Source organism: Betaproteobacteria bacterium, assembly GCA_016720855.1.
In the GTDB taxonomy this organism is placed as follows: domain Bacteria; phylum Pseudomonadota; class Gammaproteobacteria; order Burkholderiales; family Usitatibacteraceae; genus FEB-7.
In genome coordinates, this window is sequence record JADKJU010000001.1 from 772,219 (window position 1) to 790,555 (window position 18,337).

15 protein-coding genes are annotated in these 18,337 nt (G+C 67.2%); 2 read left to right on the plus strand and 13 right to left on the minus strand.

Annotation, left to right across the window (positions count from 1 at the left end):
* Positions 1-29 precede the first annotated feature (29 nt).
* The 8 genes from IPP91_03400 to IPP91_03435 form a co-directional block, all read right to left on the minus strand.
* The gene (locus tag IPP91_03400; protein ID MBL0141116.1) at positions 30-356 is read right to left on the minus strand and encodes a hypothetical protein; all 327 of its coding nucleotides are present in this window, start codon (positions 354-356) and stop codon (positions 30-32) included.
* Positions 346-1,308: a DnaJ domain-containing protein gene (locus IPP91_03405; protein MBL0141117.1), complete on the minus strand. Its 963-nt coding sequence runs from the start codon at positions 1,306-1,308 to the stop codon at positions 346-348. The genes IPP91_03400 and IPP91_03405 overlap by 11 nt, the downstream gene beginning before the upstream one ends.
* Before the next feature lie 34 nt (positions 1,309-1,342).
* Positions 1,343-1,744 carry a hotdog fold thioesterase gene (locus IPP91_03410; protein MBL0141118.1) on the minus strand — a complete coding sequence of 134 codons (402 nt, stop codon included), beginning with the start codon at positions 1,742-1,744 and terminating at the stop codon, positions 1,343-1,345.
* A gap of 39 nt (positions 1,745-1,783) precedes the next feature.
* Entirely contained in the window at positions 1,784-3,634 is a 1,851-nt protein-coding gene (locus tag IPP91_03415) for a gamma-glutamyltransferase (protein MBL0141119.1), read from the minus strand.
* Between the two features lie 32 nt (positions 3,635-3,666).
* Complete coding sequence (locus IPP91_03420) at positions 3,667-5,457, minus strand: DUF885 domain-containing protein (GenBank protein MBL0141120.1); 1,791 nt, start codon at positions 5,455-5,457, stop codon at positions 3,667-3,669.
* Between the two features lie 70 nt (positions 5,458-5,527).
* Positions 5,528-6,148: a class I SAM-dependent methyltransferase gene (locus tag IPP91_03425; GenBank protein MBL0141121.1), complete on the minus strand. Its 621-nt coding sequence runs from the start codon at positions 6,146-6,148 to the stop codon at positions 5,528-5,530.
* Positions 6,149-6,286: 138 nt separating this feature from the next.
* A complete protein-coding gene (locus IPP91_03430; protein ID MBL0141122.1) occupies positions 6,287-7,489 on the minus strand; it encodes an EAL domain-containing response regulator in 1,203 nt (400 codons plus the stop codon).
* A 26-nt stretch (positions 7,490-7,515) separates the two neighbouring features.
* Positions 7,516-10,371 (minus strand): PAS domain S-box protein, encoded by a 2,856-nt coding sequence (locus tag IPP91_03435; GenBank protein ID MBL0141123.1) that lies wholly within the window; start codon positions 10,369-10,371, stop codon positions 7,516-7,518.
* A gap of 178 nt (positions 10,372-10,549) precedes the next feature.
* Between IPP91_03435 and IPP91_03440 the strand changes: the two genes are divergently transcribed.
* Positions 10,550-10,714, plus strand: coding sequence for a hypothetical protein (locus IPP91_03440; protein ID MBL0141124.1), 165 nt, complete (start codon positions 10,550-10,552; stop codon positions 10,712-10,714).
* Between the two features lie 71 nt (positions 10,715-10,785).
* On the opposite strand, the gene IPP91_03445 is transcribed toward IPP91_03440, so the two are convergent.
* Both IPP91_03445 and IPP91_03450 read right to left on the minus strand, forming a co-directional pair.
* Positions 10,786-11,763, minus strand: a complete 978-nt coding sequence (locus IPP91_03445; GenBank protein MBL0141125.1) for a helix-turn-helix transcriptional regulator — start codon at positions 11,761-11,763, stop codon at positions 10,786-10,788.
* Positions 11,763-13,538 carry an HD domain-containing protein gene (locus IPP91_03450; GenBank protein MBL0141126.1) on the minus strand — a complete coding sequence of 592 codons (1,776 nt, stop codon included), beginning with the start codon at positions 13,536-13,538 and terminating at the stop codon, positions 11,763-11,765. The genes IPP91_03445 and IPP91_03450 overlap by 1 nt, the downstream gene beginning before the upstream one ends.
* A gap of 236 nt (positions 13,539-13,774) precedes the next feature.
* On the opposite strand from IPP91_03450, the gene IPP91_03455 reads away from it, so the two are divergent.
* Positions 13,775-15,535: an acyl-CoA dehydrogenase family protein gene (locus IPP91_03455; GenBank protein ID MBL0141127.1), complete on the plus strand. Its 1,761-nt coding sequence runs from the start codon at positions 13,775-13,777 to the stop codon at positions 15,533-15,535.
* Here IPP91_03455 and IPP91_03460 read toward each other — a convergent pair.
* The 3 genes from IPP91_03460 to IPP91_03470 are packed head-to-tail and all read right to left on the minus strand — an operon-like array spanning position 15,522 to position 18,296.
* On the minus strand, positions 15,522-16,439 hold the full coding sequence (locus tag IPP91_03460) for a DnaJ domain-containing protein (protein ID MBL0141128.1): 918 nt from the start codon (positions 16,437-16,439) through the stop codon (positions 15,522-15,524). The two genes, IPP91_03455 and IPP91_03460, sit on opposite strands and share 14 nt — an antisense overlap.
* 11 nt (positions 16,440-16,450) lie before the next feature.
* A complete protein-coding gene (locus tag IPP91_03465) occupies positions 16,451-17,122 on the minus strand; it encodes a glutathione S-transferase (protein ID MBL0141129.1) in 672 nt (223 codons plus the stop codon).
* A 4-nt stretch (positions 17,123-17,126) separates the two neighbouring features.
* Entirely contained in the window at positions 17,127-18,296 is a 1,170-nt protein-coding gene (locus IPP91_03470; GenBank protein ID MBL0141130.1) for an NnrS family protein, read from the minus strand.
* Positions 18,297-18,337: the final 41 nt, after the last annotated feature.

The window sequence follows — 18,337 nt, forward strand, 5'->3', positions numbered from 1 at the left end:
CGGCGCGCTCGGCGCGGAAGCCGGGATTGCTACCGGTCGGGCACGCCCACCTGCGCGCGAAGGAGCCGCACCTGGACCTCCAGGTCGTGAATGCGCTCGACATAGGAAAGCACGAGCGCGAGCGTGCGCGCTTCCAGCTCGAGGTCCTGGCACACGCGCGCGGCCGTGCGCACGCTCACCACGCATTCGGCGCTGAAAGTCCATTCGACCGCGAGCGGGTCGGCGGGCGCGAGCGCCCCGTAATCCACGAGTTCGCGAAGCGTCGCCACCGGTATCCCGGAACACTCCGAGAGTTCCACGAGCGAGACCTGCCCGCCTGCGTCGAGCCACAGCGCATCGTCGCGTTCAGCCGCCATCGGGCGTCCCTCCTGCAAAATGTCCGCGCGGATCGAAGCGCGACGCCTGCGCAAGTTGCCGGAAGAGCTCCCGCTCGCGTTCGTCCGTCACCGTGGGATTCACGATCTGCACGATGGCGTAGAGGTCGCCTTCTCCACCGCCTGGCCTGGCGAGGCCCTTTCCCGCAAAGCGCAGCTTGCGGCCCGAGGGCGTTCCCGGCGGTACCGTGAGACTCACCTTGCCGGAAAGCGTCGGCACCTCGATCGTCGCGCCAAGGACGGCTTCCCAGGGGGCGAGCGGAAGGTCGAGATACAGGTCGTGGCCGCTGGGGCGGAAGAACGGGTGCGGATGCAGCGCGATGTTCAGGTACAGGTCCCCGGCGCGGCCGCCGTTGGCGCCGGGCCCGCCCTGGCCGCGCAGGCGCAATCGCTGCCCATCCGTCGCCCCCTTCGGGATGCGCGCCTTGATCGCCTTCGGGACATGGCGCAGGCGTCCTTCGCCATCGACCTCGGGCATGCTCAGGTTCAGGTCCACCTGCGTGCCGCTGTGCGCCTCCTCCAGCGTGAGGTGCACGGCGACCTCGAAATCCGCCCCCGGAATGGGCATGTTCGCGCGCGAACGCGAGCGCGCGTGCCCGGCCCCCTGGATGCTCGCGAAGAGGTCCGAGAGGTCCAGGTCGTCGAACGAGGCAGCCCGCCCGTCGCCGCGGAACTGCTGCTCCCAGTCCGGAGGAGGCCGAAAGTCCTGCCCGGCGCGGAATCCGCTGCCCAGATTGTCGTAGGCGGCGCGCTTCTCCGGATCCTTGAGCGTCTGGTATGCCTCGGCGATCTCCTTGAATTTCTCCTCCCCCTTGGGATCCTTCGTGACGTCGGGGTGGAATTTCTGCGCCAGCTTGCGATAGGCCGCCTTGACGACGTCCGCACTCGCGTCGCGCGCAACGCCGAGAATGGCGTAGTAGTCCTTGTATTTCATGCCGGCCGGGGCAATGGCGCGCGGGTCACGGAAGTCACTGCGGCTTCGGGACCACCGCCAGCGTGCAGCGCGAGACGCACACGGACTTGCCCGCCTCGTCCTCGATGCGCACATCCCACACCTGCGTGCTCCGGCCCACATGCACCGGCGTAGCCGTCGCGGTGACCACGCCATCGCGCTTGGCGCGCAGGTGGTTCGCGTTGATCTCGATGCCCATCACGATTTGCGTGGCCTGGTCGATGTTCATCCAGCCCCCCGTCGAAGCGACGGTCTCCGCGAGCGCGACCGAGGCGCCACCGTGCAGCACCCCGAAAGGCTGGTGCACCTTCGGGCCGACGGGCATGCGGGCGACCACGCGCTCCTTCGTTGCCTCCGTGATCTCGATGCCCAGCGTCGAGAGGAGGGTTTCGTGCTGCGGCGCTGCGAAAGAAGTCATGCGGCGGCCCCTGAATGCGATGAGGAACCCAGTTTACCGTTACCAGCCAATACCGTAGTCCTCGCCGTGGTTGCTGGAGGCGCCCCACAACGTGCCGTGCCTGCGATCGATGAAGATCGCGTTCACCGGCCCCGAGGTCCGGGCGCGGTAGAACGCGTCATAGCCCATGGCCTCCAGTTCTTTGCGCACATCCGGCGGCGTGGAGTCGTTCAGCATGATGCGGCCGGGCCTCGATTCGTGCGCCTCGAAGGAGGCGCGCATCTGGTAGCTGTTGAACCCCGGCGCCTCCGCCGCCGCCTGCGGCGTCATGCCGAACTCCACCACGTTGAGGAAATATTGCAGCAGGTCCTGGTCCTGCGCGTCCCCGCCCTGCACCGCAAACGCGAGATAGGGGTGCCCGTCCTTCAATGCAAGGCTGGGCGTGAGCGTGACTCGCGGGTGCTTGGCCGGCGCGACGACGTTGAACGGGTTCTCCGCGGCATCCATCACGAAACTCTGCATGCGCTGGGACAGGCCGACGCCCGTCTTGCCGGCGATGACGGCCGGGATCCAGCCGCCGCTGGGCGTCACCGACACGACCCACCCTTCCTTGTCGGCGGCGATCACCGAGGTGGTGCCGGAGTAGAACGCGCGTTCGAACGCGGCGTCATTGGCCGCGACCGGCGTGCCTCCCGTTCCAGGGCGACCCTTTCGGGGTTCATCCCATCGCTTGAGGAGATCGAGCCACGGATTCTTCATCCGCTGGTACGGATAAGGGTCGCCCGGGGCGATCTTCGGGTCGTTCGTCTTCGCGTCGATGAGCCGTGCGCGCTCGCGGGCGTAATCCTTCGAGAGCAGCCCCGCTACCGGCTCCTCCGGCGGCGTGTAAGTGTCGCCGTAGTAGAAATCGCGGTCGGCGAAGGCAAGGCTCATCGCCTGGTACACCGTGTGGATGTAGCGCGGGCTGTTGTAGCCCATCGCCTTCAGGTCGAAGTTCTCGAGGATATTGAGCGCCTGCAGCATGACCGGGCCCTGCGTCCACGCCGTGAGCTTGTACACGTCGATGCCCCGGTAATTCGTCGCGACCGGTTCTTCGAGATGGACCGTCCAGTTGGCGAGATCGCTCTGCGTGAACAGCCCGCCCTGGGCCCGCACGCTGTCCACCAGCTCCTTCGCGATGTCGCCGCGATAGAAGCGATCCTGCGCGGCCTGTATCGCCTGTTTGCGGTCCTTTCCCGCCGCAAGCGCATTCCTTTCCGCCTCGACGAGCTTGCGTAGCGTGGCCGCGAGATCGGGCTGACGGAAGATTTCGCCCGCCTCCGGAGCGTGGTCGCCGGCGCGGGGCAGCATCACGCGCCGCGAATCCGGCCACTGCATCAACTGCTTGCGTTCGCGCTCGATGTAGCCTGCGGTCTGCGCCTCGATCGGGTAACCGTCGGCCAGGCGGATGGCCGGCTCCAGCACCTCGGCGAGGGAAAGCGTTCCGTATTCCGCGAGCATCGTGAGGATCCCGCCGGGCGTGCCGGGCGTGACGGCCGCGAGCGGCCCGTAGGCGGGCGGGTAGTCCAATCCCCGGGAGCGGAAGAACTCCGGCGTGGCGCCGGTCGGCGCGACGCCCAGTGCGTTGATCCCGATGACCTTCTTCGTGTGCGGGTTATAGACAAGCGCCTGTGTCTCGCCGCCCCAGTGCAGAACGTCCCACATCGTGGCGGTGGCGGCGATCATGGCGCACGCGGCATCCACCGCATTGCCGCCCTTGAGAAAGACCTTCGCGCCCGCTGCGGCGCCGAGCGGCTTGCCGGTGACGGCCATCCAGTCCTGGCCGTGCAGGGGTGGCTTCTGGGTGCGTTGGGCGACGGTGGCAGCAGGAATCGCCGCGACGAGTAGGGCAGCAAGAATGCGGGATAACATGCGGGCACTCCGTCTTCGGTTCGGTCGGAAAGTTACCTGGCGAGCTTTTCGCGCGCGATCCACTCGTCGATGCGGGAATCGAGCACCGTGAGCGGGAGCGCGCCGTCGTCGAGAAGCGCATTGTGGAAGCGGCGCAGGTCGAAGCCCTCTCCCAGGGCCTGCTGCGCCCTCGCGCGCAGTGCCTTGATCCGAAGTTCCCCGATCTTGTAGCCCAGGGCCTGGCCGGGAGTCAGGATGTAGCGGTCGGTCTCCGCAATCGCCGCGCTCTCCTGGATGCCCGAATTGTCGGCAAGATAGCGGATCGACTGGTCGCGCGTCCAGCCGAACGCGTGCAGGCCCGTGTCCACCACGAGACGGCAGGCACGCCACATTTCCGCCGAAAGCCGGCCGAACTTCGAGTAGGGATCGCGGTACATGCCCATTTCCTCGCCCAGGCTCTCGGCGTAGAGCGCCCAGCCCTCGCCGTAGGCCACATAGTGGGCGGCACGGCGAAAGGATGGCAGGCCCTTCAACTCCCGCGCCCGGGAGGTCTGCAGGTGATGGCCGGGCACCGTCTCGTGTAGAAGGACCGCTTCCATGTCGTACTTCGCGCGCCGCGAGAGGTTATTGGTGTTGGCCTCGAAGAAACCGGCGCGGCTGCCGTCGAGCGCACCGCTCGTGTAGTGCTCCGCGTTGTCTCCCTCGTAGGCCTCCATCGGCCGGATGCCGTAGGGCAGCCGGGGCAGCTCGGCGAAGAGCCGCGGCAGCTCCGCGTCCGCGCGCTTGGCGATGTCGCGGTAGTGCATCAGCATCTCTTCGGCGCTCTTGTGATAGAAGCGCGGGTCCGTGCGGATGGATTGGACGAATTGCGCGAACGACCCCTTGAACCCGGTGGAGGCGATCACCTTGTCCATCTCGGCGCGGATGCGCGCAACCTCTCGCTTGCCGGTCTCGTGGATCTCCTTCGCGTCCAGATCGGTCGTCGTGTTCGCGGCGATCATCATCTCGTAATAGCGCTTGCCCGCGGGAAGCGTGGAGGCCGCGAGGTCGATCCGGCACGCCGGCAGGTATTTCTCCTCGACGAATTGCTTCAGGGCGGCGAACGCGGGATGGACGCGCCGGGCCAGGACGGTTCTCGCCGCTTGCGCGAGGCGGGCCTGCTCGTCCGGCGCGACTGCCGCCGGGAATTTCAGGAAGGGCACGTAAAGCGGCGTCGCCATCACGTCGGCGCCCGCGAAGACCGCAAGCTGGCCGGGCACTCGCACCATGGCTGCCCGGGGCGGCATCCAGCCCGACTTGATCCCCGCCTCCATCACCGCCTGGCTCTGCTCCAGCACACGTGCAATGGCATCGAGGCGCTTGAGGTAGTTCTCGTAGTCGCGCGTGCTGCGGAACGGCGTCGCCTTGACGAGCATGGGATAGACGGAATGTGGACCGGAAGAGGGCGAGAGCTGCATCCAGCCATCTCCGAAACTGGCCCCGAATGGCAGGTCCCCATAAAGGGCGTTCAGCGCATCCGTGCGGCGCAGATTGTCCTTCATCACCTCGACCGAGATGCGGTCCTGCGTGGAAAGCTGCTTCGGATCGAAGCGGGCGAGCTCGCCGAGCACCGTCTTCACGTGCGCCTTGCGGCGTGCAATCGCTTCCCGGGAGCCGTCGTGCAGGCGATCGTTGAACGCGGGATTGCCCAGCATTGTCGCGAACTCGGGGGACTCCTCCTGCCGGCGCAGGAATTCCCGGTCGAACAGCGCATGGAGCGCCGGATCGGGCGGGGGCTCGGCGGCGAACGCACTGCCGAGGGGAGCGATTGCAAGGACAGCGAGGACAAGAAGACGGCGCGGCATCGAGAGGCTTTCCGGAATGGCAGGGCGAAGTGTAGCGGTCCGACGCATTCCGTGCCGGATCACGGACGCGTCAGTCCGCGACCGCTTCGCCCCAATAGTGATAGGACAATATCCTGGGGCCGGGAAGATAGCGCGACTGCACTTCCAGCCTGAAGCCTGCCGCGCGCAAGAGAGAGGGAATGTCGCGGTCGAGCATGCAGCCGCCCGAGACCTTGCTCCAGTACGGCTGGAGGCGGGTCTGCCACTTGCGGACGCTCGCATCCGGCGAACGCCCGTGCTCGGAAAACAGGAGCTTGCCGCCGGGGACGAGGACGCGGCGCATCTCGCGAAGAGCGGCGATCGGATCGGCGATCGAGCACAGGGTGTAGGTGCTGACGACGGTATCGAAACTGGCGTCGGCCGCGTGAAGCCTTTCGGCGGACATGCCCACGAACTCGACCGCAATTCCCGCGCGCCGGATCCGTTCCAGGGCCAACCGGTGCATGCGCAGCGAAGGATCGACGCCCACGATCGCCGTGACGCGCGAGCGGTCATAGAAGGGCATGTTGAGGCCGGTGCCGATTCCCACTTCGAGGACGCGACCTTGCGCCCGCGGTATGACCTTCAATCGCTGCTTCCTGATCGGCTTTCCTGCGCAGGCGAGGTTCACGAGGTAAGGAAGCAGGTTGCGGTCGTACCAGGATTCAGTCATGCGATTTCGAGGAGTCGGGGAAGACGGAAGCTACACACTACCGGATGCGATCGATTGGCACGACATGCCGGACGATACTCGGATGCGGACTGCCGGGCCGCGATCCGGCTCAAACGGGACGGGGAGGAAATTCCGAACTCAGGGTCCCGCTCCGAGAAGCTCGGCCCGCCGTTTTCCCCACCCAAGCATCCACCGATCCAGCTCCTCCCCCGGCATCGGCACCCCGATGAAGTACCCCTGCGCCAGGTCGCAGCCGCACCCGCGCAGGAAATCCCAATCCTCCCGATTCTCGACTCCTTCGGCTACCGAGCGCATCCCGAGCTGGCGGGCCATGGCCAGGCTCGCCTCGAAGATCGCCCGGAGGGAGGCGTCCCTGCAGGCGCCGTGGACAAAGCTCCGGTCCACCTTGAGTTCGGTGAAGGGGATATCGCGCAACTGGGCAAGCGACGAATGTCCCATGCCGAAATCGTCGATGGAAAGGCCAATGCGCTTCAGGCGCAGGCGGGTGAGGATTTCCAGCGGCGTGAGCACGTCGTCCATGAGCCGGCTTTCCGTCACCTCGAGCATCAGGTTCTGCAGGGGTTGTCCCGCCTCGAGGGCCGCGCGCTCGACCCGGTCGGGAAACTCGAGCGACACCAGGTTTTCCATCGACACGTTCACGGCGATCTGGAGGCCGAGGCCCGCATCCTGCCAACGCCGTGACTGGCGCAAGGCTGAATTCAGCACGTGGTGCGTCAGTTCGTCGATGAGTCCGCTTTCCTCCGCCATGGCGATGAAATCGTCCGGCATCACCAGGCCGTTCCCGGGATGGCGCCAGCGCACCAGCGTTTCCACGCCCACGAGCTCGCACGAGTGGATTTCCACCTTGGGTTGGTAGAAATTGACCAGTTCCCCACGCGCGATCGCGAGGGCCAGTTCCTGCGGGGAGTACTGCTTCTTCGGGCCATGCGTCGCCGTCGCATGGCGGGCGAACGTGCCTTCCATGATCGCGCACAGCGCCCCCGGCTCGACGGGCTTGCGCAGGGATCCCAGCACATGGAGTCCGTGGCCCCGGGCCACCCGGTACGCAGTCTCGATGATCCGGGTGTCCTCGCCGCTCACCAGGACGAGGGCGCCCGCATAGCCCAGTCTCACGAGATGGCGCACGACCTCCACGCCATCCATCTGCGGCATTTGCAGGTCGCAGAACACCAGGTCGGGGCGACTTGGCGCGTACTCGAGATGCGTGACGGCTTCAATGCCGGACTCGAAGGCCATCACTTCAGGGAACCCCAGCCTGTCCAGTTGGCGCTCGAGGAGCGTCAGGGCGAACTGATCGTCATCGATCAGCAGGATGCGCATGGACCGGATCCGCACGTCGGACTTCATCACCGTGCCAGGATTCGGGCGATGTCGGCTTCGACGGCCTCCAGTGTGGTCTCGAAGCCGGGGAGCTCCTTGAGGACCGCCTGCATGTCGCCATTGGTGCCCGCTTCGTCCATCCGGGCACAGAGTTCTCCCAGCGTGAGGGCCCCCACGGAGCGCGACGAGGACTTGAGCCGATGCGCGATGAGACCGACAGACCGCGGATCTCCTGCGGCCAGCCCCGACCGCAACTTCTGCGCGAGCTCCCGCGTCGAGTGGAGGTACCTGGCGAGGAACTCGCGCGCCTGCCCGGCATCGCCGCCGATCAGCCCCTTCAGCACCGACTCGTCCACGACAGGCGACGGTCGCGGGAAGCGATTCTCCTGGAGCGAAACAGATTGCGCGTCCAGTCCGCCCTCGGCGCCGAGCCAGCGCTCCAGCGCGGCCCTGAGCAGGCGCAGTTGCACGGGCTTGGTCAGGCATTCGTCCATGCCGGCCGAGCGCGCGCGGTTGGCTTCCTCGCGCAGGGCATTCGCCGTGAGTGCCAGGATCGGCATGCCCTTCCTGCCATTCTCCTCGCGCCGAATGGCCTCCACCAGCGAATACCCGTCCCTGTCGGGCATGTGCAAGTCGGTTAGCAGCAGCGCATGGCCGCCTTCGCGCCACTTGCGCAAGGCTTCCTCGCCGCTGCCCACGATCTGCGCCGCATACCCCAGAAACTCGAGCTGCCTCGCGATCACCCGCCGGTTGGTTTCATCGTCTTCCGCCACGAGGATGAGACGTCCCTCGGCACGTGCCTGGGCGATGGTCGGCGCGCAGGCAGCAGCCTTCGGCATCCCCTCCCCCGCCCCCGAGTCCAGGACTTCTGGAGACGCACGCCCGGCCGCAACTGCCACTGCCCGCAGCAATGCCTGCCGGCGAAGTGCACCATCATCCAGCATGACCACCTCCGCCTGCTCCACGCGAGCCTGATTGCGCCTTCCTCGCGTGATCAGCAGGTGCCGCGCCTTCGGAGCGCCGGCGAATGCGGCGCATGTTCCCTCCGGCGGCGACCGGTCGTCTCCGGCGTCCCGCAGTACCACCGGCGACCCCAGCTCAACCGCCAATCGCACTGCGTCCTCGAGCCTGTCCGCCACATACACCCGCGCGCCGGCGTGCTCGAGGTAGGCCCGGATATCGTCCGCGCGCAGTTCCCGGCTTCGCAGGACAACGCAGTCCAGGCCTTCGAGCGCGCGTGACGGATTCTCCTCCCCCCCGCGGACGACTTCCACCGGAAGGCGCACCGTGAATGTGGCGCCTTCTCCCAACGCCGTGTTCACCGCGATGTCCCCTTTCATCAAGTCCACCAGGCGCCGGCAGATCGCGAGCCCCAGGCCGGTGCCGCCGAAGCGGCGGGTCGTGGACACCTCGGCCTGCACAAAGGGCGTGAAAAGCCTCCCCAGCGCATCCGGCGACATGCCCACCCCGTTATCGGCGACCGTGAAGACCAGGCGCATCGGCGAAGCCGTGTCGATCTCCGCCCGCACCGACACCCGGCCCGGCATGCCCGCCCTGCCGGAGGAGAACTTGATCGCGTTGCCCACCAGGTTGTAGAGCACCTGTCGCAGCCGTACCTCGTCCGTGAGCACCTTGGCAGGAATCCCGGGAGAGATGAAAACCGCCAGGTTCACGTCGTCGCGAGCGGCCACGGGAAGCATCGAGCTGCACAGCCCCTCGACGAGATTGGCCACATCCACGGGCGCGCGTTCGATCTGCAGCTTGCCGGCCTCGCCCTTCGAAAAATCGAGGATATCGTCGATGATGTCCAGGAGCGCCGTCGCGGAGTCGCGGATGGTCCTCACCAGCTCGGCCTGGCGCTCGGGCAGGTTGCCGTGCGCCAGCAGCTCGACCATGCCGATGACGCCGTTCATGGGCGTGCGGATCTCATGGCTCATGGTCGCGAGGAATGCCGACTTCGTGCGGCTCGCCTCTTCCGCGTCGGCCCTCGCCTCGGTCAGCTCGGCGATCAGCCGCTTGCGCTCGCGGATGTCGCGCATCAGGCCGAGATAGACACGCTCGCCGCGTACCACGTACTCGGAGACGGCCAGTTCCAGGGGGATGCGCTGTCCGTCCTTGTGCAGGCCTTCGACTTCGCGGCTCGACCCGATCACGCGCGCCTTGCCCGTGCTCAAGTAGCGTTCCAGGTGGGCGTCGTGACCGCTGCGCTCGGGCTCGGGCATGAGCATCGCGACGTTGCGGCCGACCACTTCCTCCGCCCTGTATCCCAGCACGCGCTCGAGGGCCGGATTCGCGCTTCGCACGACGCCGCTCGAGTCGATCGCGATGACGCATTCGGCCAGGTTGTCGACGATGGCGTGGATCTCCTCGTCCTTGCTCTGCAGGGCTTCCAGGGCGGCGGCTCGCTGCTCCTCGGCCTCCACGCGCGCCGTGATGTCCTGCAGCATGACCAGTGCGCCGGGGACTCCGTCGTACGTGTAGGGCACCGCGGCGGACTCGCCGTGAAACATCGTGCCGTCGAGCCGCAGCCATTTCGCGGCGATCAGAGGGCCGAGGGCGCGCTCGTGGTTGATGCGGCGGCCGCGTTCGCGGATGGCTTCGCGGTCATCGGGATGCAGGAAATCGAGCACCGGCCGGCCCAGCAGGTCGGCCTCCAGGCTTCCCCCGAACATCGCCACGGCCTTCGGGTTGAGGAAGGCGAGCCGGCCTTCGCACTGGACGAACACCCCGCTGGGAGACAGCTCGATGAACTGCCGGTACCGGATCTCGCTTGCCTGCAGCGCGACCTCTGCCCTCGCGGCCGCGTCGGCGTCGGTACGCCTGGGCGAGACTCGCGCGGGGTCCGGTCGATTTGAATCATGATTGCGGGTGCCGGTACGCATTCCTGCCCAGGTTGGGTTGCAGTACGGTGGGTCGGGGCGACCCGGAAGCGCTGGTAACTGGTTTTAGTTAGTGTATCCCATAAAACCAATTACCATATGAAATGCTACATATGAAATACTGTTGCCCGGGAGCGCCGCCGGCCTCCCGCTTCAAGTACCCAAATCGAAAGGAAACATCATGGAAAAGACCATCATCGCGCGCGCCCTCGCCATCAATGCCCATGAGGATCTCGGGATTTCGCGGGCCGGCGCGGATCAGGCGAACAGCGACATTCGCTTGCTGGCGGACTGGGAATTGGTGCTGGCCGCTGGCGGGGAAGGTTCCGGCGACTGGATGCCTTAGCATCACAAGGCAGAACTGCGCATCGCGGCGGGCGTGACCCCGCCGCGATAAGGACACTCGGGCCGGCCCTGCTAGGCCAGGACCGTCGCCCGGGACTTCGCCCCCTTGACCTTGACCGGCCGCGATGTCTGGGTCTTGCCGGCCAGGGACGCGGGCTGCGGCATCGAGGCGTCCCGGTAGAGCGGGCGCTCTCCCATGGCTTGGAGTTGCTGCCGGACGGCCTCCGCCTCTGCAAACAGGGCGTTGGCTGCCCCCAGGGCCCGTTCCCGATCCTTGCGCGCCAGGTAGGTCCAGTACAGCGACGCCATTGCGGCGTGCCGGGGGATCGGTTTGACCGAGTTTTCCGTGGCAAGCCGGTAGATGCTGGCCAGCCCGGATTCGGCGTTACCCTCGAGTGCTTCGCGCAGCGCGGCGAGGAGAGCGATCTCCTTGGCCGAAATGCTCAGCCGGCCCTTCTTGCCGCGCGTGAGCTGGGCCATGACCCGATCGGCCGCGCGCGTGTACCCGCCGATGCGAACGAGGCATGCGAGCAGCACGCAGTCGGACGAGGAATCGACGAAAAGCCGCGCCATGGCGTCCTCGTCGTGGAGTTTCTTGCCGTAGGCGAAGTCTCCCTTCAGGAGCGCCTCCCACAGCAGGCGCGATTGCCTGCGGCGGCGATCGACCTTTTCGTCGGGCGCGGCGCCCTTGAGGCGCAAGGCGACCTCCCACATGCGCCCATAGGGCCCGAGGAACATGTTCATCGCCCCCAGCGCGTCGCCCGGGCTCGAGCGCAGCGCGATGTCACCGAACGACTCTTCCCGGCCCGGCTCGGCAACAGGCGATCGGGACTCGTCGGTCGTCCTGCCCTCCGCCTTCAGACGATCGAAGTACCAGATCACCGCGCTTGTCTTGTTCGGGACGCCGATCTTCCGGTACAGGCCGTGCAGGTACACCCGCATCGTGCCTTCCCGGTAACCGAGGCTTTCGGCAATGGACCGGTTGGAAACACCCTGGGCGAGCAACTCGAGCATCTTCCGGTCGCGATCGCTGATTTCGACGATAGTCATCAAAGGAAACCCCTGTCTTCTTGGAGGGAAAGCACGAGTTCCTGGAAGCTCTCCAGGCCCGCGGTGGTTGAGGGATCGATGCCGCGATCGGCTGTCTCGTCGCGAATCACCGACACGAAGCAGGTCACGAGTTCCGGGTCGAACCGCGTCCCGCTCCCGCTCTGCAGTTTTTCCAGCGCCTGGTCCATGGTGATAGCCGGCCCGCCGCACAGGCCGCAAACCATCTCGTCGTAGGCATCCGCTACCGCGCATATTCGGGCCGGCAAGGGAATGAACCGGCCGCCGACGCGCGCAGGGTAGCCCGTGCCGTCCCACCGGGCATGGTGGTACTTCGCGATCTCGCGGGCCATGAGGATGCGCGGGTGCCGATCGTCACGCAGGATCTCCGCGCCAGCATCCGTATGCTTTTCGAACAAGCGGCGCTCGACATCGTTCATCGTTCCCTGCTTCGAGAAGATGGCCTCCGGTACCGACGCGAGCCCGATATCGTGCAGTTCTGCGGCCAGCCCGATTTCCAGTGCCTCCAGCGGCACGCAGCCGCTTGCGAGCGCCAGCGCCTTGGCGAGCGCGCCCACACGCAATCCGTGCCACCCGGTGCTATCCATGCGCAGCGCGGCGGCAATGGCGAGTCGCTGCAGGGCCTTCCAATCCTCCGGCTCTCCGGGGGGCCTAAGGTGCGATACCAACCGCGCCCGGGCCTGTTCCTGCGCGTGATCGGCGCCCCGGCCGGGCGCGTCGAAGAGGCTCGACAGGTCGAGATGCTGCCGCGCGCGGTTGATGGCCAGGCGATAGACGTGCTCCGAAAGTTCGTGAAGGCGAAGCAACGCGCGTTCCGTGTTGCCGGCGGCCTCCTCGGCCCTCGCGACGTATGACAGCGTGTCGTGCAACGCGGACGGCACTTGGCGGGCGCGTCCCAGCGCTTCATCCAGCCGGGTCAGCGCGATATCGACATGGCCCGTCGCCAGTTCCCAGGCCGCCCGGGTGGTCGCCGCGGCGACCTGTGCGCGGGGCGTACGGAACCGCTCCACCAGCGCTGCCACCACCGGCAGGTGCGACCCCGCCTCCGCGACACGTCCCGTCGCGATCAGGAGCCGCACCACGTTCCGGCGCAGCAGTATGGCCGCGTAGGGATCCCGTTCGGTGAACGACGGCGTCGCCGCTTCCAGGGCCAGGCTGCCGAATCGAAGCCCTTCATCGAATTCGCCGATCTGGTACAGGGCGTGGGCAAGGTTCAGGAACGACGTGTACCGGCCGTAGACGGGCCCGGGCTCATCCTCGACCATCGCGATCGCCCGGTGGTAGCACGTGACCGCCAGTTCGTAGTTCCCGGCAACAAGGAACGCGAGCCCGATGTTGTTCCACGTGCGGCCCTGGTCGATCCGGCTGCCTTCGGCTCTCGAAAGCGCGAGCGTTCGGCATTGGTAATCGATCGCGCCGACGATATCCGCGGTATCGGCAGCCAGGAGACCGCACGTGCTCGATGCGCGGCGCTCCAGCGCCCCATCGTCCGTGAGGATCGCCTGGGCCAGGAGAGCGCGCGCAAGCGGAAGCGCATCGCCCGAGCGGGCATGGTCATAAAGACGCCGGCATAGCGACAGTATCAAATCCGAGACGGGCCCCGACTCTGAGGGCGACAATCGTTCCTGCAGGCGGGCCAGCAAGGGCGCCGTCGCGTCGGCGAGCTCGCGGCGATCCAGCGACGGAAGTCGCGGCTCGAGTTGCTGGACGAGTTCCGGGATGGATGGCTCGATCCGGATTTCCTGATCGGACGTCACGGGTGCGGTTGCCGCCTGTTAATAGCGATGCCAGGGGATTCTACGCATGCAGACCAGAAACGGGAAGGGGCCCTTGTCACACCCGTAACATCCGGTCCCAGACGCTCCCGCGACTCCCGGACGGAGCCCGATGAGGCCGGGACCCCCTTGCGCGAGGGATTTTCAACCACCAATCCCTACGGCGCACAGGGTTTTCGGGCTACAGTCTTTCTTCGCTACCTCTCCGGTGTGGAATCATGGCCGCCCATCTTGCCGATCCCGATCACAACCCCTCCTTCACCAAGGGCATCTTCCTGGGCGAACTTCGCGAGGATCTCGTCTTCCCCTTCCCGGAACTGGCCCCGGGCGACAAGGAAAATCTCACCGCCATCCTCGATTCCTTCCGCGCCTGGGCGGCCGGCACGGTCGACTCCGCCCGGCTCGATCGCGAAGGCCGCTTCGGCGACGACGTGCGGGCGGGGATGGCCGACCTGGGGATGATGGGGCTCAACATACCGGCGGAATACGGCGGCTTCGGCGCTTCCGCCCTGCTCTTTGCGCGTGTCTTCGGGGAGGTCGGCACGACCGATGCCGCGCTCGCCGTGTACTTCGGCGCCCACCAGTCCATCGGGTGCAAGGGCATCACGCTCTTCGGGACCGAGGACCAGAAGCGGCGCTGGCTCACCCCTTGCGCCACGGGCGAGCGCATCGCCGCGTTCTGCCTGACGGAATCGGGCTCGGGCTCCGATGCGCAGGCGATGCGCACCACCGCCATCCCCAGCGCCGACGGCTCGCATTACGTGCTCAACGGCGAAAAGATCTGGATCTCGAATGCCGGGTACGCCGGCGTCTTTACCGTCTTCGCGAAGGTGCCCGTCGAGATCGAGGGCAAGGCGAAGCATCGCGTCACCGCGTTCATCGTGGATGCGCGCGCCCCCGGCGTCTCGCTGGGAAAGATCGAGGAGAAAATGGGCATCAAGGCGAGCGACACGCGGACGGTGTCGTTCGAGAACGTGCGCGTGCCGGTCGAGGACCGCCTGGGCGAGGTCGGCGGCGGCTTCCGGATCGCCCTCGAGATACTGAACTCCGGGCGGCTGGGGCTGGCGGCGGGGTCGTCCCGCGGCGCTCGCGCGATTCTCGACCACGCCCTCGCCTATGCGAAGGAGCGCAAGCAGTTCGGGCGCCCCATCGGCTCCTTCGAGATGATCCAGCGCAAGTTCGCCCTGGCCGCCGCCGACTGCTACGCGGCCGACGCGGGCTGGATGATCTGCGCCTCGATGGTGGATCGCGGCGGGATCGACTTCTCGCTGGAGACGGCCGCGTGCAAGGTCTTCGCCTCCGAGCTTTCCTTCCGCGCAGCCTGCGACGCGCAACAGATCGCCGGCGGCCTGGGCTATTCGAAGGAATACCCGTACGAGCAGGCCGTTCGTGATTCGCGGATCATGCTGATCTTCGAGGGGACGAACGAGATCCTGCGCGCGCTCATCTCGCTCTCGGCGATGCAGCAACCGGGCGAGCAGTTGAAAGAACTCGGGAAAGCCTTCCGGGACCCGCTGCGCTCCCTGGGCGCCATCGGCAGCTACATGGCCGGGCGGGTGAAGCGGCAACTCGTGAAGCCCGACTTCACGCGCGTGCACGAGGCGCTGAAGGAAGAAGCCGAGATGGTGGCGGGGGCCGTCCACGACGTGGCGCTCGCCGTGGAGAAACTCCTCATCGAGCACGGCAAGGACGTGATCGAGCGCCAGTTCCACCAGGAACGACTGGCGAACGTCGCGATCGACATCTACCTTTCGACGGCGGCCCTGTCCCGCGCCACCTGGGCGATCGCCAGGGCCGGCAGCGTGGAAGGCGCGGCGGCCGACCTCGACAACGCGCGCATCTTCATCTCCATGGCGATGCGGCGGACGCGGCGCGCCTTGCGCGCGCTGGAGCGAAACCAGGATGCCCGGCTCAAGGTGCTGGCCGAGCGCGCCCTCGAGAGTGGCACGCTGACGGTGGCTACGCCTACGGACGCCTGACCGCGGACGCCTCGGCGGCCCACGCGGCCGGAAAAATCACGTGCCGCGCCGCGCCCCCCAACTGCGACGCGGTTGCGACCGCCACGACCCGGCCCTGGTTGTCCAGCAAGGGCCGGCCACCGTTGCCGCTCGCGGCAGGGAACCCGGCATCCACGATCCTGACCTGGGATTCGGCTGCGATGTGCTTCACGAATCCTTCGGTCAGCACGACGTCCCCGGCGGAATTCACGTCCGCGGCGTAGACCTTGTCCCCGACCTTGGGCTCGGTCCCACCCACGCGCAGGGGCCAGCTTCCGGCGCCGTCCACCGCGAGCTTGCACAGGCCCAGGCCCTCGTCGGCCATCGCGATCCGTGCCGGCACGGTGCGCTTCCCGATCGTCACCACGATCTGGGCGCCCGGCGCGAGCCCCTCGCACGTGGTCGCCATGACGCCATTGGCAATGGTGAACGCAAGCCCGGTTGCCGTGGCTGTCCCGGAAAGATCGATGCTCTGCACCCGCCCCACGGAGTTCACCACGTCAGACTCGATTTCCTGCACGGTGCGGCCCGCAGGGAGCGAGGGAGCGCCCCGGCCAAGGTAGAGGTATGCCGCCAGCGCGACAAGCGCGGTGAGGACCGCTGCAATGGCACCGGCAGGCCGGCGATCGGAGGCCGAGGGAGCGGCTGCAAGCGAACGGTCGTATTCCGCCCGCCTTTCCTCGTCGGAGAGCACCTCGAACGCCTCGCGGATTCGCGTCTCTCGCCGCGGATCCGGCGGCGTCGTGTCCCGGCGGAATTCGGCGACGAGACCGTCATGGGCGCGGACGATCTCGCCATGCTTCGCGTCGCGGGGCACGCCGAGCGCGTCATAGAGCGTTTCCCTGGAAGTCCCCATCGGGTTGCGTCCCGTCCCTGTCGCCGACATTGTGCCTCCCGTTACCGGGCCAGCGCGTACTCCCCGCCACGCTCGAGGGCGCGGCGGTAGGCAGGCCGCCCATGGACTCGCTCGAGGAAGGCCATGAGATTCGGCCGGTGTGAATCCAGTCCGGCCCGCGCAGCCGCCGCTTCCAGCGGAAAACTCATCTGGATGTCGGCGGCGCTGAATTTCCCGCCGGCGAACCATTTGTTCCGGGCAAGCTCGGCCTCGAGGTAGTCGAGGTGGCGCGTGATCTGTGGCATGACGAACGTGCTCTTCACGCGGCCGGCGATGGCGCGCGCAACGGGGCGCACGAGGAACGGCATGGGCCCGCTCTCGATGCGGTCGAAGACGAGCTTCATCAGCAGCGGCGGCATGGCCGAGCCCTCCGCGTAATGCAGCCAGTAGGTGTAGCGAAGGCGCTCCGGGCTGCCTTGCGCAGGCGCCAGCTTTCCGCCGCCGTAGCGGTCGACGAGATACTCGACGATCGCGCCCGATTCCGCGATCGTGAGCGCGCCGTCGGTGATGACGGGCGACTTGCCGAGCGGATGGACCTGGCGCAGGGACTCGGGCGCCAGCATCGTCTTCGGGTCGCGCTCGTAGCGGACAATCTCGTAGTCGAGACCAAGTTCCTCCAGCAGCCACAGCACGCGCTGCGATCGCGAGTTGTTGAGGTGATGGACGGTGATCACCGGCCTACCCCGGCTTGCCGTCGAGCCGCGGCCGCGTGAGCACGGGCCAGTACCGAACCGCGTAGATTGCAAACGCGGACGACCACAGCGCGGCCGAACCCACAACAGTCGCGACGTAGGCGCCCGGCAGGAGAATGCCGCCCGCCACGCGCGCGATCGCGGCGGCCATCACGAGGCCATAGGCCAGGACCTCCCAGCCATCCGCCTGGAGAGGACGCCCCGTGTGGCCCTTCGCGGTGCGCGTCATCATGCCCAGCGTAAGCCCGCCGATGGCCCCGAGCGTGAGCGCGTGAAGCGCAAGGGACTCGCCCACCAGGCCCACGGCCGAGAGCGCCCTCAGAACCAGGTGAACGACGATCCACCCGTAAGCCACATGCAGAACCCAGACCAGCGGCGTACGGACCGTTCGCCACGGCTGCCACAGCCAGAGTCGCGCGGCCTGCGCAATGGCGGCAATCAGGGCTACCGCGCCGACCACGGTGGCCGGTGCCTGTGCCAGGTCCACCGCCAGGAGCACGAGAACGCTGGCCAGAGCCAGTCTCTCGGTCGGCATCGTGCGCCGCGCGTTGGTGCCTGGCACGCCGTTGTTGGTGAACATCGGGATGACGCGACCGCCCATCACCGTCATCACGAAGAGCACGATGTCCAGGCCCGCCAGCAGCCCCAGTCGCGAAGGCAGCGCGAGGATGCCCTGATACGCCAAGTGGAACGCAAGCACGGCCATCGACATGAGGGCCAGCACCACCACGAAGAAATAGTTGCGGCGGTTGGCGCTGCGCACGAGCGGGACGGCGATCGCAACGGCCACCGCCAGGGGAAAGGCCGCATTCACCCACGCGGCGGCGATACCATTGGGCGTCAGCACCAGCACCCGCCCCGCCACCCACAGCAGGGCGAGGAGCATGAGCGGCAGTCCGTCCGGCGTCGTCTGGCCGGTCCAGTTCCTGACCGCAGTAAGGAGGAATCCCGCCACCACCGCCACCGTATAGCCGAAGAGCATCTCGTGGGCGTGCCAGAGGTGCCCCTGCAGGTAGGCTCCTGCCGGAAGCCATCCGGCGAACTGTGCGGCCCACACCGCAATGCTCGCGGCGCCGAACGCGCTGGCGAGGAGGTAAAACGGCCGGAAGCCCAGGTTCCAGAGGGCGAATCCGGCCGTCGGGCTGGGCGGGTTCAACCGCGCATCTTCTCTTGCTTCTTGAGTTTCTTGGCTTCCTT